General features: G+C 66.6%; 17 protein-coding genes. 14 read left to right on the top strand and 3 right to left on the bottom strand.

Annotated features, from left to right (window positions below; all coding sequences use genetic code 11):
* Positions 1-8 precede the first annotated feature (8 nt).
* The 6 genes from F572_RS0109150 (at position 9) to msrA (ending at position 5,870) form a co-directional block, all read left to right on the top strand.
* Entirely contained in the window at positions 9-1,463 is a 1,455-nt protein-coding gene (locus F572_RS0109150; protein ID WP_017942620.1) for a TrkH family potassium uptake protein, read from the top strand.
* Positions 1,464-1,503: 40 nt separating this feature from the next.
* On the top strand, positions 1,504-1,863 hold the full coding sequence (locus F572_RS0109145; protein WP_017942621.1) for a tetratricopeptide repeat protein: 360 nt from the start codon (positions 1,504-1,506) through the stop codon (positions 1,861-1,863).
* On the top strand, positions 1,860-2,852 hold the full coding sequence (locus tag F572_RS0109140; RefSeq protein ID WP_017942622.1) for a lipid A biosynthesis acyltransferase: 993 nt from the start codon (positions 1,860-1,862) through the stop codon (positions 2,850-2,852). The genes F572_RS0109145 and F572_RS0109140 overlap by 4 nt, the downstream gene beginning before the upstream one ends.
* Positions 2,853-3,132: 280 nt before the next feature.
* Positions 3,133-3,954, top strand: coding sequence for a DNA-formamidopyrimidine glycosylase family protein (locus tag F572_RS0109135; protein ID WP_017942623.1), 822 nt, complete (start codon positions 3,133-3,135; stop codon positions 3,952-3,954).
* 111 nt (positions 3,955-4,065) lie between these two features.
* Positions 4,066-5,226 (top strand): PQQ-dependent sugar dehydrogenase, encoded by a 1,161-nt coding sequence (locus F572_RS0109130; protein WP_017942624.1) that lies wholly within the window; start codon positions 4,066-4,068, stop codon positions 5,224-5,226.
* An 11-nt stretch (positions 5,227-5,237) separates the two neighbouring features.
* Positions 5,238-5,870, top strand: coding sequence for a peptide-methionine (S)-S-oxide reductase MsrA (gene msrA, locus F572_RS0109125; RefSeq protein WP_017942625.1), 633 nt, complete (start codon positions 5,238-5,240; stop codon positions 5,868-5,870).
* Between the two features lie 233 nt (positions 5,871-6,103).
* Here the strand turns inward: msrA and F572_RS0109120 are convergent, their stop codons facing one another.
* Together F572_RS0109120 and F572_RS0109115 are read right to left on the bottom strand one after the other, a co-directional pair.
* Complete coding sequence (locus tag F572_RS0109120) at positions 6,104-6,868, bottom strand: gamma-glutamyl-gamma-aminobutyrate hydrolase family protein (protein ID WP_231291127.1); 765 nt, start codon at positions 6,866-6,868, stop codon at positions 6,104-6,106.
* Between the two features lie 49 nt (positions 6,869-6,917).
* Complete coding sequence (locus F572_RS0109115; protein ID WP_017942627.1) at positions 6,918-7,910, bottom strand: amidoligase family protein; 993 nt, start codon at positions 7,908-7,910, stop codon at positions 6,918-6,920.
* A 107-nt stretch (positions 7,911-8,017) separates the two neighbouring features.
* On the opposite strand from F572_RS0109115, the gene folB reads away from it, so the two are divergent.
* From folB to fetB, 6 genes are all read left to right on the top strand, one after another.
* Positions 8,018-8,383, top strand: coding sequence for a dihydroneopterin aldolase (gene folB, locus F572_RS0109110; protein WP_017942628.1), 366 nt, complete (start codon positions 8,018-8,020; stop codon positions 8,381-8,383).
* Positions 8,384-8,663: 280 nt separating this feature from the next.
* The gene (locus F572_RS0109105) at positions 8,664-9,377 is read left to right on the top strand and encodes a TorF family putative porin (RefSeq protein ID WP_026143106.1); all 714 of its coding nucleotides are present in this window, start codon (positions 8,664-8,666) and stop codon (positions 9,375-9,377) included.
* 66 nt (positions 9,378-9,443) lie between these two features.
* Complete coding sequence (locus F572_RS0109100; RefSeq protein ID WP_012981610.1) at positions 9,444-9,782, top strand: P-II family nitrogen regulator; 339 nt, start codon at positions 9,444-9,446, stop codon at positions 9,780-9,782.
* A 36-nt stretch (positions 9,783-9,818) separates the two neighbouring features.
* Positions 9,819-11,072, top strand: coding sequence for an ammonium transporter (locus F572_RS0109095; protein WP_017942630.1), 1,254 nt, complete (start codon positions 9,819-9,821; stop codon positions 11,070-11,072).
* A 325-nt stretch (positions 11,073-11,397) separates the two neighbouring features.
* Entirely contained in the window at positions 11,398-12,018 is a 621-nt protein-coding gene (locus F572_RS0109090) for an ATP-binding cassette domain-containing protein (RefSeq protein ID WP_017942631.1), read from the top strand.
* On the top strand, positions 12,009-12,815 hold the full coding sequence (fetB, locus tag F572_RS0109085) for an iron export ABC transporter permease subunit FetB (RefSeq protein ID WP_017942632.1): 807 nt from the start codon (positions 12,009-12,011) through the stop codon (positions 12,813-12,815). The genes F572_RS0109090 and fetB overlap by 10 nt, the downstream gene beginning before the upstream one ends.
* A gap of 323 nt (positions 12,816-13,138) precedes the next feature.
* Here the strand turns inward: fetB and speE are convergent, their stop codons facing one another.
* Complete coding sequence (gene speE / locus F572_RS0109080) at positions 13,139-13,990, bottom strand: polyamine aminopropyltransferase (protein ID WP_017942633.1); 852 nt, start codon at positions 13,988-13,990, stop codon at positions 13,139-13,141.
* Positions 13,991-14,097: 107 nt separating this feature from the next.
* Here speE and speA point away from each other — a divergent pair, with 107 nt between their 5' ends.
* Entirely contained in the window at positions 14,098-16,002 is a 1,905-nt protein-coding gene (speA, locus tag F572_RS0109075) for a biosynthetic arginine decarboxylase (protein WP_026143107.1), read from the top strand.
* 4 nt (positions 16,003-16,006) lie between these two features.
* The gene (locus F572_RS0109070) at positions 16,007-16,255 is read left to right on the top strand and encodes a YcgL domain-containing protein (RefSeq protein ID WP_017942635.1); all 249 of its coding nucleotides are present in this window, start codon (positions 16,007-16,009) and stop codon (positions 16,253-16,255) included.
* Positions 16,256-16,283: the final 28 nt, after the last annotated feature.

Here is a 16,283-nt window from a genome sequence, read left to right as displayed (position 1 = left end):
GCGCGCGGATGCTGCATCTCGCCTCCACGGCCCGGTTGCTGGGTGTCCTGCTGACGCTGTTCAGTCTGGCGATGCTGCCTCCGGCGGCCATCGGCTTCCTGTACGGGGAGTCCACCGCCTTCGTTTTCCTGCAGGCCTTTGCCCTGCTCCTGCTGGTCGGCGGGTTGCTGTGGGCGCCGCTGTACCGAATGCGCCAGGAACTGCAGGCGCGCGACGGCTTCATCCTGGTCGTGCTGTTCTGGCTGGGTCTGGGGATCGCCGGGGCGACACCCCTGTTCCTAGATCCGAGCCTGCAGATCTCCTTTACCGACGCGGCCTTCGAGTCCATGTCCGGGCTGACCACCACCGGGGCCACGGTACTGACCGGGCTGGACGACCTGCCGCGGGCGCTGTTGTGGTATCGCCAGCAGCTGCAGTGGATGGGCGGCATGGGGATCATCGTGCTGGCGGTGGCCATCCTGCCGCTGCTGGGCGTGGGCGGCATGCAGCTGTTCAAGGCGGAGACCCCGGGCCCGATCCGCGACAACAAGCTGACGCCGCGCATCGCGGAGACCGCGCGCAACCTCTGGTACATCTACCTGGGCTTGACCGTGGCCTGTGCGCTGGCCTACTGGGCCGCCGGGATGGATGCCTTCGATGCTGTTGCGCATGCCTTTTCCACCGTCGCGATCGGAGGCTTCTCGCCCTACGACGCGAGCATCGGCCACTTCGACAGCGCCCTGATCGAAAGCGTGGCGATTGTCTTCATGATCATCGCGGGGATGAACTTCGCTCTGCACTTCCTGGTCATCCACCGCGCCACCGTTGCCCCCTACCGCCGCGATGAGGAACTGCGGACCTACCTGCTGCTGCTTGGCGGGGCCAGTGTGGTCGTGGTGACCTTCATGCTCGTGACCGGTTTCGCCAGCGACACGACGGAGGCGCTGCGCAAGGGTCTCTTCCACGTGGTGTCGATTGCCACCACCACCGGCTATGCAACCGACAGCTTCTACCTGTGGCCGGGCTTCCTGCCGGTACTCCTGATCTTCCTGTCGTTCATCGGCGCCTGTACCGGGTCCACCGGGGGTGGCATGAAGGTGGTCCGGGTGCTGTTGCTGGTCAAGCAGGGGCTGCGTGAGATCAAGCGGCTGATCCACCCGCACGCACGGATAACCGTGAAGGTGAACGGCAAGGAGGCCCCGGATCGCGTGGTCCAGGCCGTGTGGGGCTTTCTCGCCGCCTACGTGATGGTGTTTGTCGTGATGATGCTGCTGTTGATGGTGACCGGGCTGGATCAGGTCACCTCGTTCTCGGCGGTCGCGGCGACCCTGAACAACCTCGGGCCGGGGCTCGGCGAGGTCGGGGCGAACTACGCCGGCATTAATGACTTCAGCAAGTGGGTGCTGGTGTTCGCCATGCTGATGGGGCGGCTGGAAATCTTTACCGTGCTGGTGCTTCTGTCGCCCGCCTTCTGGCGGCGTTAGCCTGAACGCATCGTTTGGCCGGCGGCGCGGGAGGTGCCCCATGAGTGACATGATCGAACGTTTCCAGAACATGCTCGACGGCGGACAGGACTCTGCCATGCTGCGTTTCTCGCTGGGCAACGCCCTGGCGACCGACGGCCAGCTCGAGGCTGCGGTGCCGCACCTGGAGCGGGCGCTGGAACTGGACGGCGGCTATTCCGCCGCGTGGAAGCTGCTGGCCAAGACGCTGGTCCAGCTCGAACGCCCCGAGGCGGCGCTGTACACCTGCGAGCGCGGCATTCGCGTGGCCACGGACAAGGGTGACCTGCAGGCGGTGAAAGAGATGGAGGTCTTCGCCAAGCGCGCCCGCAAGCAGCAGGCCGCAGCGGACGGGACTGGCGACGAGTCCGGGGGCGCATGAGCGCAGCAGAAAGCGACCGAACCCGGAGCGAGGACGCCGGCGCCTACCAGGCCCCGCTGACCGCGGCCCACTTCGCCCCGCGCTACTGGGGCAGCTGGCTGCTGCTGGGCCTGGCGTGGGTCCTGCAGGAGCTGCCGCGCCCCGCCGTGCGGGGTCTGGCCGGCGGCCTGGGCCGGCTGATCCGCCGCTTTGCCGGGCGCAGCCGCGCGGTGGCGGAGCGAAACCTGGAACTGTGCTTTCCGCAGCTGAGTGCGGCCGAGCGCGCCCAGCGTCTGGAGGCCTATTACCGCTACCAGGCCCAGACGGTGCTGGATTACGGGCTGCTGTGGTTCGGCAAGCCGGGCCAGCACGCCGCGCGCATCCGCATCGAGGGCCTGGAGCACTACGAGCGCCTGCGTTCGGCCGGCACGCCGGTGATCATCCTGGCCCCGCACTCGCTGGCGCTGGACTACGGCGGCGTGCGCATGAGCCAGATGTTCGATGGCGTGTCCTTCGCCAAGCCCATGAAAAATCCGGTACTGGAGTGGATCAACCACCGCAGCCGCACGCGCTATTCCGGGGACATCTTCGCCCGTGACCAGGGCCTGCGCCCGGCGATCCGCCAGCTGAAGCGTGGCCGTTTCTTCTACTACCTGCCGGACGAGGACCTGGGCGCCGAGGGGGCCGTATTCGTCGACTTCTTCGGCGTGAAGAAGGCCACGCTGACCGCCCTTGGCCGCCTGGCGCGCATGTCGAAGGCCGCGGTGCTGCCCAGCTTTGCCTGGTACGACGCGGCGGCGGACCAGTACGTGATGCGCCTGTGGCCACCCCTGGAAGGCTACCCCACCGGCGACGACGAGGCGGATGCCCGGCAGATGAACGCGGCCGTGGAACGCGGCATCGAACAGGCCCCGGCCCAGTACCTGTGGTCCATGCGCCTGTTCCGCACCCGCCCCGAGGGCGAGCCGCGCCTGTACCCCGACCGCAGGCGCAAGGGAAACACTGATTAATGCACACACTCGCGTTGGCACCCCAGGTTTCCCGAGACAAGGCGCGTCGTGCAGTGGGTAGCGGTTCTATCCGCAAGCGGCGCAACGCAGGATCGGGGAACCTGGGGTACCAACCCCACAAACCATTCAATGCAGGGGCTCGGCCGCTTTTGAGCGCGCACGGCGTTGCGGCTCCCTTGTGCAGAATGACTGCACGGCGGTCGCCGCGCCTTGTTAGCACGCAAAAGCGACTCGAGCGCGAGCGTGTGCATTATTCAGTGTTTCCCTAACTCCGCCAGCCATGCCCGAGGGCGATACGATCCACAAGCTGGCGGCGGCGCTGCGCCCGGTGCTGGAGGGGGCGGCGTTGAGCAGAGTGGCCACGCGTGCGCGGCGGGGGGATCCGTTGCGGGAACACGGCGCGATGACTGCCGAAGCCGTGCAGGCCCGGGGCAAGCACCTGTTGCTGGATCTGGAGGCGGCGGATGGAAGCGCCTGGCAGCTGCGCACCCATCTAGGGATGTACGGGACCTGGCACCAGTACGCGCCGGGCGCCGCCTGGCACAAGCCGGCATCCGGTGCGTGGGCGTTGCTGACGCTGCCGGATCGCGTGCTGGTCTGCTTCCACCCGCGCGAGCTGCAGTGGCGCCCGCGCAAGACCGGGGAGCTGGATGCGCCCCGGCTGGATGCGCGGGTCGGCCCCGACCTGCTGGATCCGGCCGTCGACCTGGACGCGGTGGTTACCCGCGTGCGCGAGCGTGCCGATCCGGCGCGCCCCATCCTGGATGTGCTGCTGGACCAGTCGCTGGCGGCCGGCATCGGCAACATCTACAAGTCGGAGGTGCTGTTCCTGCAGGGTTGTTACCCGTTGCGGCCCTTGGGACAGATGCCGGCGACGAAGGTGGAGGGGTTGTACCGCGATGCGGAACGCCTGCTGCGGCGCAACGTGAAACCGGGGCCGCGCATCACCCGCGAGCGCGCGGAGGAGGGCGCGTTCCTGCACGTTTACGGCCGTCGTGGCAAGCCCTGCCACCAGTGTGGTGCGCCGATCGAATATGCCCTGCTGGGCGAGCACCTTCGTTCGACCTACTGGTGTCCGGTCTGTCAGGCGGGGAACCCGTAGACCGATTGGGGGCACCAACAGGGTACGACGTGCTTGCGAATCCTCGCCGCTTCGTGCGGGACCGCGTAGTACCCGCGAGGCGAAGGATCGCGTTTTCCAAGGAGGCGAACCATGCAGACGCGCACGATGAAAACGGGCCGCATCACTCTGGTCCCCGTGCTGGCGGGGTTGGTGATGGCCTGTACCGGGTCCTCCGGTGTCTCGGCCGAGGGCCTCGAGGCCGGGCAGCAGGACCTGCAGGTCAGTGTCCTGCACGAAGAACTCAACCACCCCTGGGCCATTGCCTTCCTGCCGGAAGGCGGGGCACTGATCAGTGAGCGCCCGGGCACCCTGCGCTGGTTCGAGGACGCCGAATCCTTCGAGGGTCGGGGCGCGCTGGTGCCCGGGCTACCGGAGGATATGGAGGCCCGCAACCAGGGCGGGTTGCTGGACCTCGCGCTGCACCCCAATTTCGCCGAGAACCGCTGGCTGTACTTTACCTATTCCGCCAGCGTGGACGGCGGGCTGACCACGCGCCTGGCACGCGGGCGCTTCCAGGCGGGCGAACTGCAGGACGTGGAGACGCTGTTTACCGCCGAGCCGGGCGTGCGCGGCGGGCGACACTTCGGTAGCCGCATCGTGTTCGATGATGCGGGTTACGTGTACATCAGCGTGGGCGATCGCGGCAACCGCGACCATGCCCAGGACACCGCCACGCATATTGGTACCATTATCCGGCTGCACGACGACGGGACGGTGCCGGACGACAACCCGCTGGTGGACGACGCCGATGCCCGTCCCGAGATCTGGGCCTGGGGCGTGCGCAACCCGCAGGGCATGGTGATCGATCCGGAAACCGGAACCTTCTGGCAGAACGAGCACGGCCCCCGTGGTGGCGACGAGGTCAACATCATCGAGCCTGGTCTGAACTACGGCTGGCCGGTGATCACCCACGGCCGGGAGTATGCCGGTGGCCAGGTGGGCGAAGGCATCACCGAGAAGGAGGGGATGGAATCGCCGCTGCATCACTGGACGCCGTCCATCGCCCCTTCGGGCATGGCGATCCTGCGCGACCCGGCCTTCGCCGACTGGGACGGTGATTTGCTCGTCGGTGGCCTTGCTCACCAGACGCTGCGCCGACTGACCTTCGACGGGCGCGAATTGGTGAACGAGAGCGAGGTGCTGCCGGATCTGAACCGCCGCGTGCGTGACGTGCGCGCCCATGAGGGGGCGATCTACGTCCTCACCGACCACAACCCGGGCGAGCTGATCCGGCTCGCCCCCGCCGACTGATGGAGCCGCCGATGTTTGGATTTTCCGAGCCGCGCATGCCGGCCCCCGAACAGGCTCTGCCGGGACGCGACGAACTCATGCCGGTACCCCAGCGCCACATGGTTCTGGGGGCACCGCTGGCGCCGCCGTACCCCGAGGGCATGCAGGTGATCCACTTCGGCATGGGCTGCTTCTGGGGCGCCGAGCGCCTGTTCTGGCAGCAGGACGGCGTGTATTCCACCAGCGTGGGCTACGGCGGTGGTTACACCCCGAACCCGACCTATCGCGAGGTCTGCAGCGGCCAGACCGGGCACACCGAACTGGTGCGGGTGGTGTTCGATCCGCAGCGGGTCGGGCTGGAGGCGCTGCTGCGTACCTTCTGGGAAGGACACGACCCGACCCAGGGCATGCGCCAGGGCAACGACGTCGGTACCCAGTACCGCTCCGCGATCTACACCACCGACGCGGACCAGATGGCGGCCGCCGAGGCCAGCCGCGAGCGTTTCCAGGCGGCGCTGGATGCCGCCGGGCGCGGGGCGATCACCACCGAGATCGCCGACGGCCCGGCGTACTACTTCGCCGAGGACTACCACCAGCAATACCTGGCCAAGGTCCCCAACGGCTACTGCGGCCTCGGCGGCCTCTCCGTGCCGTACCCGGCCTGAGCACCCACCCGGTTCTTGCCCACTACGAAGAAAAGCGATTCACAGGAAGACGCGAAGATTGGAAGAGAGAGGATGTTGGCGCCCTCTCGTGGCTGGGTGCGCGGTGCTTTACGAAACGATCACCGGTCCGATTCTCCACCCAAAAAAACCTTCCTGTCTTCCAAACTCCCTGTAAATCGCTTTTGACCTGCCCTCGCCTCGCCTCGCAGAGCGTTTCGTGGTGCGTCGGGTTTTCAGTCGTTCATGGCAGCGCGGACGAGGGCGTGGAACAGGCGCTGGTGGCGGCGCTTCTGGGGGAGGTATTCGGGGTGCCACTGCACGCCGATGCACCAGCCGCGTTCGGCCTCGATCGCCTGGACGACGCCGGTGGACTCACGCCCGGCGATTTTCAGGTCCTGCCCCAGGTTGTTGACGGCGTGGTTGTGGAGTGCGTTCACGTGCAGCGTCGTGTCGCCCAGGATGTCGGCCAGGTGGCTGCGCGGGTCCAGTTGCACGGGCTTGACCGGCAGCAGGCTGCGGGCCTGTGGGGTTTCCACGTAGAAGTCGGCCAGGTCGCGGTGCAGCGTGCCCCCGCGTACCACGTTGACCAGCTGCATCCCGCGACAGATGCCGAGAATCGGGCGGTGATCGTCCAGCGCGCGATGGATCAGGGCCTTTTCCAGCCGGTCGCGATCGCTGTCCAGCACGCCGCCGTGGGACTGGAACAGCCGACGCAGCAGCCACAGCGCCGGGTAGAAGAGGTAGCCGATCAGGCGCTGCGAGAGGCGTCGCTCCGCCTGCCGGATGGCGGCCGCATCCGGCCCTTCCGGCAGGGTCTCGCCATAGAGCTCGGGGTCGACGTCCGCCCCGCCGCCGACGATGAGGCCATCAAAACGCCGGTGACTGCGCGGCCTGCCCGGACGCAGCCGCAGCGGGCGGCCGCCGGCGCGCCATACCGCCAGTGCGGTAAACAGCCAGGCCGGACCGCCGCCCTGGTCGGGCCCGGTGATGGCGATCACCGGGCGGCGCAGGCGTGGTGCCGGGGAGTCGGCGATGGCCGGGGTGTCCTCAGAACCAGTCACGGAGGCGCTGGCTCCAGTCGTCGGCCCAGCGGCCGAGGGCCTGGCCGGGGCGTTCCAGGTATTCCCGTGACAGGCGCTCCAGGCGTTCCGGATCCGCCGCCAGGCGTTCGACCTCCACCCAGCCGTTGAACGGCCGCGCCAGGCTCCACTCCGCGTTGTCGATCTCGCAGTTGGGCAGGCGGTAATGGAAGGCGGGCCGTGGCTTGATCAGCTCGTGTTCCACCGGGGCGGCATCGACCCGCTCCGGGTCCAGGTGGGCGAACAGCGGCAGCAGATCCAGCGGACGGTTGCGGGTCGGGCTGTGTGCCAGGTAGGCATCGATCAGCCCGGCCTGGTCGGGCTGGAAGTCCGGGTCCAGCACGTAGCGCACGAAGGCGCCGGGGAAGGCGCGGATGTAGGGGGAAAGCCGCCGCGCCAGGTCGATCGCACCGGCCGCGGTCAGGACTTCGACCATCAACAGGAAGCTGCGCAGGATTGCGAGCAGCCATTCGGCATCGGTGCGGTGCACCTCGATGTTGATCTGCAGCCCGAAGGCATAGAGAAACGAGCGTTCCGTACCCAGGGCACCGGCCTGCTGCAGGGCCGCGCGCACCCGGTCCAGGCGGGGCAGGTCGGTGACCGGGATCGGCGGTGCCACGATCTCGTGCGGCACCAGGCGGCCCGCTGCGCCAGCCAGCCAGCGATCCAGTGCGGCCTCGTCGGAGTCGTCCAGCTCGATCCCCAGGCGCGCGAGGTGTTCGCGATACGCCCGGTCCTTCAGTACCCGCGCGTCCAGCTCCAGCTGGAAGTCGCCGACGTCCGTCTCGCGCACATGGAAGACGAAGGCGCTGTCCGACTCGACATGACCCCCGAACTCGGCCTGCACGGTTTCCGCCATCGACTCCAGCGAGACGCCGGCCATCTCGATCTCGACGCCGATGCGCCGCGGCTCCCCGTCCGGGTTGGCGGGCCAGGGGAGTTCGTGAAAAGGCTCGCTCATGCGGGTCTCGAGGCGGGTCAGTGCGGCCCTCCATGATAGCGGTTCGGTGTACCTTGTGTGGCCCGGGCAGTAGGATAGGCGCCGACTGACAGGAGCCGGCCGACCCCATGGATCGAATCTATCTTCGCAACCTCGAGATTGACGCCGTTGTTGGCGTCTACGACTGGGAACAGCGGATCCTGCGACGTCTGCGATTCGACATCGAACTGGCGGCCGATACCCGCATCGCCGCCCATTCCGGCGAGATCGGCGACACCGTCGACTACGAGGCGGTGGCCAACGCGGTACGCGCGATCGTCACGCGCGAGCCGCACGCCCTGCTCGAATCCCTCGCCGAGGAGATCGCCGAGACCCTGATGGCTCAGTTCGGTACTCCCTGGGTGCGCATCAGGCTGGGCAAGCCGGGGGCCGTCCCCGGCGTCCGCGAGGTCGGCATCGAGATCGAACGCGGCACCCTCGCAACGTCCGACTAGCCCCTCTTCTACTGCGGGCCCTTTCGGCCCGCTTTCCTGTCTCTTGTTTCGTGTCTGCCCCGCGCGGAGGCCGGACCGTGTTCACACTTTTCGTTGATCGCACTCTTTTGGTGCGTGTGCACTTTTAGTGCGCACCAATTAAAGGCAAAAGCCCGTGGTTGGGCCGCAACAGGTGTTGCGAAAAGCCGATTTTGCTCCCTTTTGGTACTTGGCACAGCCCGTGCAAGGACCGGGTGTCGACTACGCGACACTCGATTGACCAATCTGGGAGATGACCAACATGAAGAAGTTCACCCGTTCCGCGCTGGCCGCCGCTGTCCTCACTGTGGGCTCCACCGGTGGCGTTGCCTTTACCTCCACCGCCGCCGCGGAGCTGTCCGTGAACATCGGCGCGGTGTCCAATTACTACTTCCGTGGTTTTTCCGAAACCGACGACGGTGCTGCCGTTCAGGGTGGTATCGATTTTGAGCACGACTCCGGCTTCTATGTCGGTACCTGGATGTCCAATGTCGATTTTGGTGATGACACCGGCTACGAGCTCGATCTTTACGCCGGCTTTGCCGATGAGTTCGCCAATGGGTTCGGCTACGACGTCGGTTACATCTATTACGCCTATCCGGATGCCCGAGACGATACCGGTTCCCTGAGTGCCGACTTCGGCGAGATCTACGGCGAAGTCAGCTTCGATACCGGCGTTGTAGGACTGTACGGCGGTATGGCCTATGTCATTCACGACAGTGATGACTCGGCCCTGCAAGACGACGATATGTATTTCTACGCCGGCCTGGATGTCCCGTTCATGGATGTCTACAGCGCTGGTTTCATGGTGGGGCGCACCCGCTTCGACGATTCCAGCCTGGATAACTACACCCACTACACCGCCAGCCTCACTCGCGATGCCGGCGACTGGGGCGAGTTCAGCTTCAATCTCGAATATGTCGACGAGACCGACGAAGACCTGGGCGCCTGGGTGGGCTGGTCCAAGACCTTCTGATTCCGCATTACCGCCTAAAGCAACAGCGGGTCCGCCAGGTGGCGGGCCCGCCTACAGGAGTCTGACATGAAGATGATTACCGCCGTAATCAAGCCGTTCAAGCTTGATGATGTTCGCGAGGCGATCTCGGAGATCGGCGTACAAGGGATGACCATGACCGAAGTAAAAGGGTTTGGTCGTCAGCGCGGCCATACCGAGCTCTATCGCGGTGCCGAATACGTGGTCGATTTTCTGCCCAAGGTGAAACTGGAAGTGGCTGTCGACGAGAACCTGGTCGATCAGGTGGTCGAGGCCATTTCCAAGTCTGCCAGCACAGGCAAGATCGGCGACGGCAAGATCTTTATCACCCCGGTGGAGCAGGTCGTGCGAATTCGCACGGGCGAGACCGGCCCGGAAGCCCTTTAAGGCCTCCGTCATTCCATCGAATGAGGAATTTCAATCATGGAAATTGAACAGCAAGTTGTCGAACTCGCCTACGCAATGGACACCTTTTACTTTCTGGTGGCCGGCGCGCTGGTGATGTGGATGGCCGCGGGCTTTACCATGCTCGAGGCCGGGATGGTGCGCACCAAGAGTGTGGCCGAAATTGCAACCAAGAATATCGCCCTGTATTCGATCGCCAGCATTATGTACATGCTGATCGGCTACAACATCATGTACAGCGACGGCCTGAGCTCCATCATCCCGGGCCTGGGCTTTCTGATCTCGGGCGACAACGCGGTCGCGGACGTGCTGGGTAGTGGTGGCGACATCTACTACTCCGATCGTGCCGACTTCTTCTTCCAGGTCGTGTTCGTGGCCACCGCGATGTCCATCGTCTCGGGTGCCGTGGCCGAGCGCATGAAGCTGTGGGCCTTCCTGGCCTTCGCGGTCATCCTGACCGGCTTCATCTACCCGATCCAGGGCTTCTGGAGCTGGGGTGGCGGGATCCTCGACCAGATCGGCTACCTGGACTACGCCGGTTCCGGCATTGTCCACTTCACGGGCGCCGTTGCCGCGCTGGCCGGTGTGCTGCTCCTCGGGGCGCGCAAGGGCAAGTACGGCAAGGATGGCCAGATCAACGCGATCCCGGGCTCCAGCATGCCGTTGGCCACCCTGGGTGTGCTGATCCTGTGGCTGGGCTGGTTTGGCTTCAACGGCGGCTCCGAGCTGAAGGTCTCGGATATCGAGTCCGCCAACGCTGTGGCCGCCGTGTTCGCCAACACCAACCTGGCCGCGGCCGGGGGTGTGGTCGCCGCTCTGATCACCACCCGTCTGGTGTTCGGCAAGGCGGACCTGACCATGGCGCTGAACGGCGCGGTCGCGGGCCTGGTGTCTATCACCGCCGAGCCGCTGATGCCCAGCCCGTTCCTGGCGATGATCATCGGTGCCATCGGTGGTGTGATCGTGGTCTTCTCGATCGTCGCGCTGGACAAGCTGAAGATCGACGACCCGGTCGGCGCGATCTCCGCGCACGGTACCGCCGGTATCTGGGGTGTGATGGCGGTGCTGCTGTCCAACCCGGATGCGACCTTCTTCGGTCAGATTGCCGGTCTGCTCGCCATCTTCGCCTTCGTCTTCGTGGCCAGCCTGATCGTCTGGGCCATCCTCAAGGCGGTGATGGGCATTCGCCTGAACGAAGAGGACGAGGATGTGGGCGCCGACATCGCCGAGTGCGGTCTCGAGGCCTACCCGGAGTTCACCGGGAAGCAATAAACCCTCGTTAACCTGAACCGGGGTCGGGCCACAGGCCCGGCCCCGACATCGTCTCCTCCGACGCCGACAAGACAGTCTCCCAGGACTTGGATGTTGGCCTTTGGGCGCCCCTCCCCGGGCGCCCTTTTTTTGTTTCCAGAGCTGTGGGGCGGGCTCGCCCGCGAAGCCCCTGCCCGCGTCCGATAGTGCGATCGACATCCGCCGAGGCGACCCGTCACGGCGGAGCGTTCGTCTCGCAGCAAGCAGCGCCTGCCTGTCCGGCCATTCATCCCGCCGCCCCGGCTTCGGTTACGATCGCCATTTCGCCGCACCGGAACCCTGTCGCATGGATCGCCTGCTGGACGTTCGCCAACTGAAAACCGCTCATCTCGGCCCGCTGGATCTGGCGCTTCAGCCCGGGGAGCTGGTGCAGGTCACGGGCGCCTCCGGTTCCGGAAAATCGCTGCTGCTGCGGGCCCTGGCCGATCTTGACCCCAATACGGGGCAGGTCATGCTGAACGGGAAGCCGCGGGACGCCATGGCGCCGGTCGACTGGCGTCGGCGCGTGGCGTATGTGCCGGCGGAGACCGCCTGGTGGGGCGAGCGCGTGGACGAGCACCTGCCAGTGGACTTCGCGCGCGCGGCGGCCCTGCACCTGCTGGAGCAGGTCGCCCTGCCGGAGGCCTCTCTAGGCTGGGAGGTCGAGCGCCTCTCCAGCGGCGAGAAGCAGCGCCTGGGGCTGGTGCGCGCGCTGCTGAACCAGCCGCGTGTTCTCTTGCTGGACGAGCCCACCGCCAATCTGGATCTGGAAAACACCAAGCGCATCGAACGCGCGGTACGGGGGTATCTCGCCGAGGAAGACGCGGCGGCGTTGTGGGTTAGTCACGACACCCTGCAACGTCAGCGCCTGGGCGGCCGCATCCTGACCATCGCCAACGGCAAGCTGGAGGTGACCGCGTGGAGCTGATCTCGCTTTCCGCGCTGGATTTGTCGCTGGCGGCTTTGCTGGTCGTCGCGCTGGCAGGGCTGACCGTCTGGGCACGTATGGGGCTGGGGCGCAGCCTGCTGATCGCCGGGGCGCGCACCGTGATCCAGCTGCTGCTGGTCGGGCTGATCCTGCAGACGCTGTTCGACCATGCGCAGCTCGGTTGGGTGGCCTTGATGGCGGTGATCATGCTCGCTGTGGCCGGCTACGAGGTGATGGCACGCCAGCAGCGCCGCTTCGCCGGGCTGTGGGGCTATGGCATCGGTGCCGTGACCATGTTCATCTCGGCGTTCGCCGTCACGGTGCTGGCACTGACGACGATGGTCGGCCCGACCCCCTGGTGGGAGCCGCAGTACGCGATCCCGCTGCTGGGCATGCTGCTCGGCAACACCATGACCGGCATCGCACTGGGGCTGGACCGCCTGACCCAGACCGTCTGGCGCGAACGGCGCACCATCGAGGGCCGGCTGGCGATGGGCGCCTCCTGGAGCGAGGCGGTGACGACCATGCGTCGCGAGGCCGCGCGCTCCGGCCTGATGCCGACCATCAATGCCATGGCCGCCGCCGGCATCGTCAGCCTGCCGGGCATGATGACCGGCCAGATCCTGGCCGGCGCCCCGCCGGTGGAGGCGGTCAAGTACCAGATCCTGATCATGTTCCTGATCACCGCCGGCACGGGCTTCGGCACCCTCGGCGCGGTCTGGTTCGCCTCGCGCCGCCTGTTCGACACCCGCGAGCGCCTGCGCCTCGATCGTCTGAAGCCGGGCCGACACACGTAGCCATATCCACCACGAACGGTGTATTTCGCATTCGCTCAATGCGCCCTGCGGCGTTTGTGATGCCCGTCATCGCGAGGCGCGCAGCGCCGTGGCGATCGCCGTGGGCGCTCCCGACGCCGGCCCGGGCCGACGTCGGGGTTGCGTCGGGAGGTTCCTCGCTGCGCTCGCCCTTCGGGCCGGCCTGTGCGGCCGTTCAACGCGCTTCGCGCTTTTGTGCCAAGCCCCCCGGGGCCTCGCAATGACAGGAAGGGAATCCCGTCATTGCGAGCGCAGCGAAGCAATCTCCCGGCGATGGCACCGCGCTAAGGGGAGTTCGCCCGGGGTCAGGCGAACAGCTTGCGGCGGAAGAACTCGGGCGTGGCGCCGGCGGCGCGGTGGATGGCGGCGTTGTAGTAGTGGGTGACGAAGTCCAGCTCTTCCGCTGCCTCCTCGCGCAGGAAACTGACCGGGCAGTCCTTGGCGGCAATGGTGCAGGTCCACCAGCCGGAGGGGTAGGTGGCCTGCGGGAAGTGCATCGTCAGGGCGTCGATGAAGTTCGCCGCGCGCAGGCTGTCGTGCATTGGGCGGATGATGCTGTCGGTGTGCAGCAGCGGCGATTCGCTTTGCTGCACCAGCAGGCCGTCCGGGCCCAGGGCCTTCACGCAGTCCTTGTAGAACGCGGTGGAGAACAGGCCTTCGGCCGGGCCGACCGGGTCGGTGGAGTCGACAATGATCACGTCGATGGAGCCGGGGGCGGCGTCCTTCAGGTACTGCACGCCGTCGTCGAACAGCAGTTCGGCGCGCGGGTCGTCGTTGGCGTCGCACAGTTCGGGGAAGTACTGCTCGGACAGCCGGGTGACGCGTTCGTCGATATCCACCTGCACGGCCTTTTGCACCTCGTCGTGCTTGAGCACCTCGCGCAGGGTGCCGCAGTCGCCGCCGCCAATAATGACCACGTTCTTCGGGGCGCTGTGCGAGTAGAGCACCGGGTGCGACATCATCTCGTGGTAGATGAAGTTGTCGCGGCTGGTGAGCATCACGCAGTCGTCGATCACCATCAGGTTGCCGAAGGCCTCGGTCTCGTAGATCTCGATCTTCTGGTACGGGGTCTGTTCTTCGTGCAGCTTCTGCTTGATGCGAAGCGACAGGGCCATGTCTTCGTGCGGCTCGCTGAACCAGTGGTTGTCGAGTGCCATTGGGCGGCTCCCCTTGCGGATGCGGTGGACGGTATGATGCGCCGCTATGATAGTGCCCCGCACGCTGCGGGCAACTGGTCACACTCATGCGCAACCCCGGGATCGCCATGTCTGTCACGCCCTGGAATCTGGACGAGGCCCGCGCCACCTACGGGATTGATCACTGGAACGGTGGCTTCTTCGAGGTGAACGCCGCGGGCAACGTGGCGATGCGCCGCGCGGACTGGCCGGATCACCCCGGCGTGGACCTGTACGAGCTGGCGGGTCGCCTGCGCGAGGAGCATGTGGGTCCGCCGGTGCTGGTGCGGTTCCAGGATGTGCTGGACGGGCGCGTACGCCGCCTGGCGCGGGCCTTCGATACCGCTGCGCGCGAGCTGGAGTACGAAGGCGCCTTCACCGCGATCTACCCGATCAAGGTCAACCAGCAGCGCAGCGTGGTGGACCAGATCCTGGCGGCTGGCGATCAGCCGGATGCCGAGGGGCTGACCCCGCGCGTGGGGCTGGAGGCCGGCTCCAAGCCGGAGCTGATGGCCGTGCTGGCGCAGTCGCGCCCGGGTGCGGCGATCATCTGCAACGGTTACAAGGACCGCGAATATGTGCGCTTGGCGCTGATCGGGCGCCAGCTCGGGCATCGCGTGTACATCGTGATCGAGAAGCCCTCGGAGCTGGAGGAGGTGATCCGCCAGGCCGAGAATATGGATATCGCGCCGCTTTTGGGCCTGCGCGTGCGCCTGGCCTCGATCGGCAAGGGCAAGTGGCAGAACACTGGCGGCGAGAAGGCCAAGTTCGGCCTGTCCGCGGCAGATGTGCTGGGCATCCTCGAGCGCCTGCGCGGCCTTGGCTGGCTGGACCGGCTGCAACTGCTGCACTTCCACATGGGTTCGCAGATCGCGAACATCCGCGACATCCAGAACGGCATGGGCGAGGCGGCCAGCTACTTCGCCGCGCTGACCGAGGCCGGGGCGGCGCTGCGGGTGGTGGATGTCGGCGGTGGCCTGGGCATTGACTACGAGGGATCGCGCTCGCGCAACGAGTGCTCCATCAACTATTCGGTAGAGGAGTACGCGCTGAACATCCTGCGCCCGCTCAAGCGCATCTGCGACGAGCAGGGCCTGGCCATGCCAGAGGTCTTCAGCGAGTCCGGCCGTGCCCTGACCGCGCACCACGCGGTGCTGATCACCAACGTGATCGACTGCGAGCCGGCCCCGGGGGATGGCGATGTCCCGCCCGCGGACGATGGCGAGCTGCCCGAGATCGCCGCCATGCGCGCCTTGCTGGAGGACGGCGAGCGCCCGGCCTCCGAGATCTACCACGATGCCGCCTATGGCCTGGCCGAGGTGCAGGCGCGCTTTGCCCGCGGGATGCTGTCGCTGGTGGACCGTGCCCGCGCCGAGGCGATCTACTTTGCCCTGTGCCAGCGCCTGCTGGCGCGGCCCGAGGCCCTGCCGGCGGAGGTGCACGCGGAGCTGACCGACAAGCTGGCGGACAAGGTCTTCTGCAACTTCTCCGTGTTCCAGTCGATCCCGGACACCTGGGCGATCAACCAGATCTTCCCCATCATGCCGCTGCATCGCCTGGACGAGCGGCCCACTCGGCGCGCGGTGCTGCAGGATCTGACCTGCGATTCCGACGGCCATGTCGAGCACTACGTGGAGCGCGAGGGCACGCACACCACGCTTGCCCTGCACCCGTGGAACGACCGCGAGCCGTACTATCTCGGCATCTTCCTGGTCGGCGCTTACCAGGAGATCCTGGGCGATCTGCACAACCTGTTCGGGGACACCGACACTGTAAACGTGGAGCTGCTGCCGGAGGGTGGCTACCGACTGGTGGACCCGGAGCGTGGCGATACCGTCGACGAGCTGCTGTCGTACGTGCACTTTGCCCCGGATGACCTCCGCCGCGCCTTCCGCGCCAAGATCGACGCCGCCGGACTGCGTGGCGAGGCCGCCGGCCGGCTGCTGGCCGAGCTGGAACAGGGCCTGACCGGCTACACCTATCTCGAGGACTGAACCCATGCAGTGCTATGTCTACCGCGCGACCCGGCGCGCCGATACCTACGTCTACCTCCCAGAGAAGGACGACTTCTCCGAACTCCCCGACGGCCTGACCCGAGCACTCGGTCGCCTCGAATTCGCATTGGAGTTCGAACTGACCCCGGTTCGCACCTTGGCCCAGGAGGATCCGCAAAAGGTCCTGGCCAACCTCAAGGAGCAGGGCTTCCACCTCCAGTTCCCGCCCCCGGAAGACGAGCCCAGCACCTGATCTCCCGCGCGGCCGCCCGCACATGGCG

Source organism: Thioalkalivibrio sp. ALE14 (assembly GCF_000376845.1).
In the GTDB taxonomy this organism is placed as follows: Bacteria; Pseudomonadota; Gammaproteobacteria; order Ectothiorhodospirales; family Ectothiorhodospiraceae; genus Thioalkalivibrio.
Note: the sequence above shows the minus strand (reverse complement) of the source record. Positions and strands in the feature narration are given on the sequence as shown.

What these genes read in the sequence shown, in the direction of transcription:
- F572_RS0109150 (WP_017942620.1), top strand. Translation starts at nt 9, where the DNA reads ATGCTGCATCTCGCCTCCACGGCCCGGTTGCTGGGTGTCCTGCTGACG.
- F572_RS0109145 (WP_017942621.1), top strand. Translation starts at nt 1,504, where the DNA reads ATGAGTGACATGATCGAACGTTTCCAGAACATGCTCGACGGCGGACAG.
- F572_RS0109140 (WP_017942622.1), top strand. Translation starts at nt 1,860, where the DNA reads ATGAGCGCAGCAGAAAGCGACCGAACCCGGAGCGAGGACGCCGGCGCC.
- F572_RS0109135 (WP_017942623.1), top strand. Translation starts at nt 3,133, where the DNA reads ATGCCCGAGGGCGATACGATCCACAAGCTGGCGGCGGCGCTGCGCCCG.
- F572_RS0109130 (WP_017942624.1), top strand. Translation starts at nt 4,066, where the DNA reads ATGCAGACGCGCACGATGAAAACGGGCCGCATCACTCTGGTCCCCGTG.
- msrA (WP_017942625.1), top strand. Translation starts at nt 5,238, where the DNA reads ATGTTTGGATTTTCCGAGCCGCGCATGCCGGCCCCCGAACAGGCTCTG.
- F572_RS0109115 (WP_017942627.1), bottom strand. Translation starts at nt 7,910, where the DNA reads ATGAGCGAGCCTTTTCACGAACTCCCCTGGCCCGCCAACCCGGACGGG.
- folB (WP_017942628.1), top strand. Translation starts at nt 8,018, where the DNA reads ATGGATCGAATCTATCTTCGCAACCTCGAGATTGACGCCGTTGTTGGC.
- F572_RS0109105 (WP_026143106.1), top strand. Translation starts at nt 8,664, where the DNA reads ATGAAGAAGTTCACCCGTTCCGCGCTGGCCGCCGCTGTCCTCACTGTG.
- F572_RS0109100 (WP_012981610.1), top strand. Translation starts at nt 9,444, where the DNA reads ATGAAGATGATTACCGCCGTAATCAAGCCGTTCAAGCTTGATGATGTT.
- F572_RS0109095 (WP_017942630.1), top strand. Translation starts at nt 9,819, where the DNA reads ATGGAAATTGAACAGCAAGTTGTCGAACTCGCCTACGCAATGGACACC.
- F572_RS0109090 (WP_017942631.1), top strand. Translation starts at nt 11,398, where the DNA reads ATGGATCGCCTGCTGGACGTTCGCCAACTGAAAACCGCTCATCTCGGC.
- speE (WP_017942633.1), bottom strand. Translation starts at nt 13,990, where the DNA reads ATGGCACTCGACAACCACTGGTTCAGCGAGCCGCACGAAGACATGGCC.
- speA (WP_026143107.1), top strand. Translation starts at nt 14,098, where the DNA reads ATGTCTGTCACGCCCTGGAATCTGGACGAGGCCCGCGCCACCTACGGG.
- F572_RS0109070 (WP_017942635.1), top strand. Translation starts at nt 16,007, where the DNA reads ATGCAGTGCTATGTCTACCGCGCGACCCGGCGCGCCGATACCTACGTC.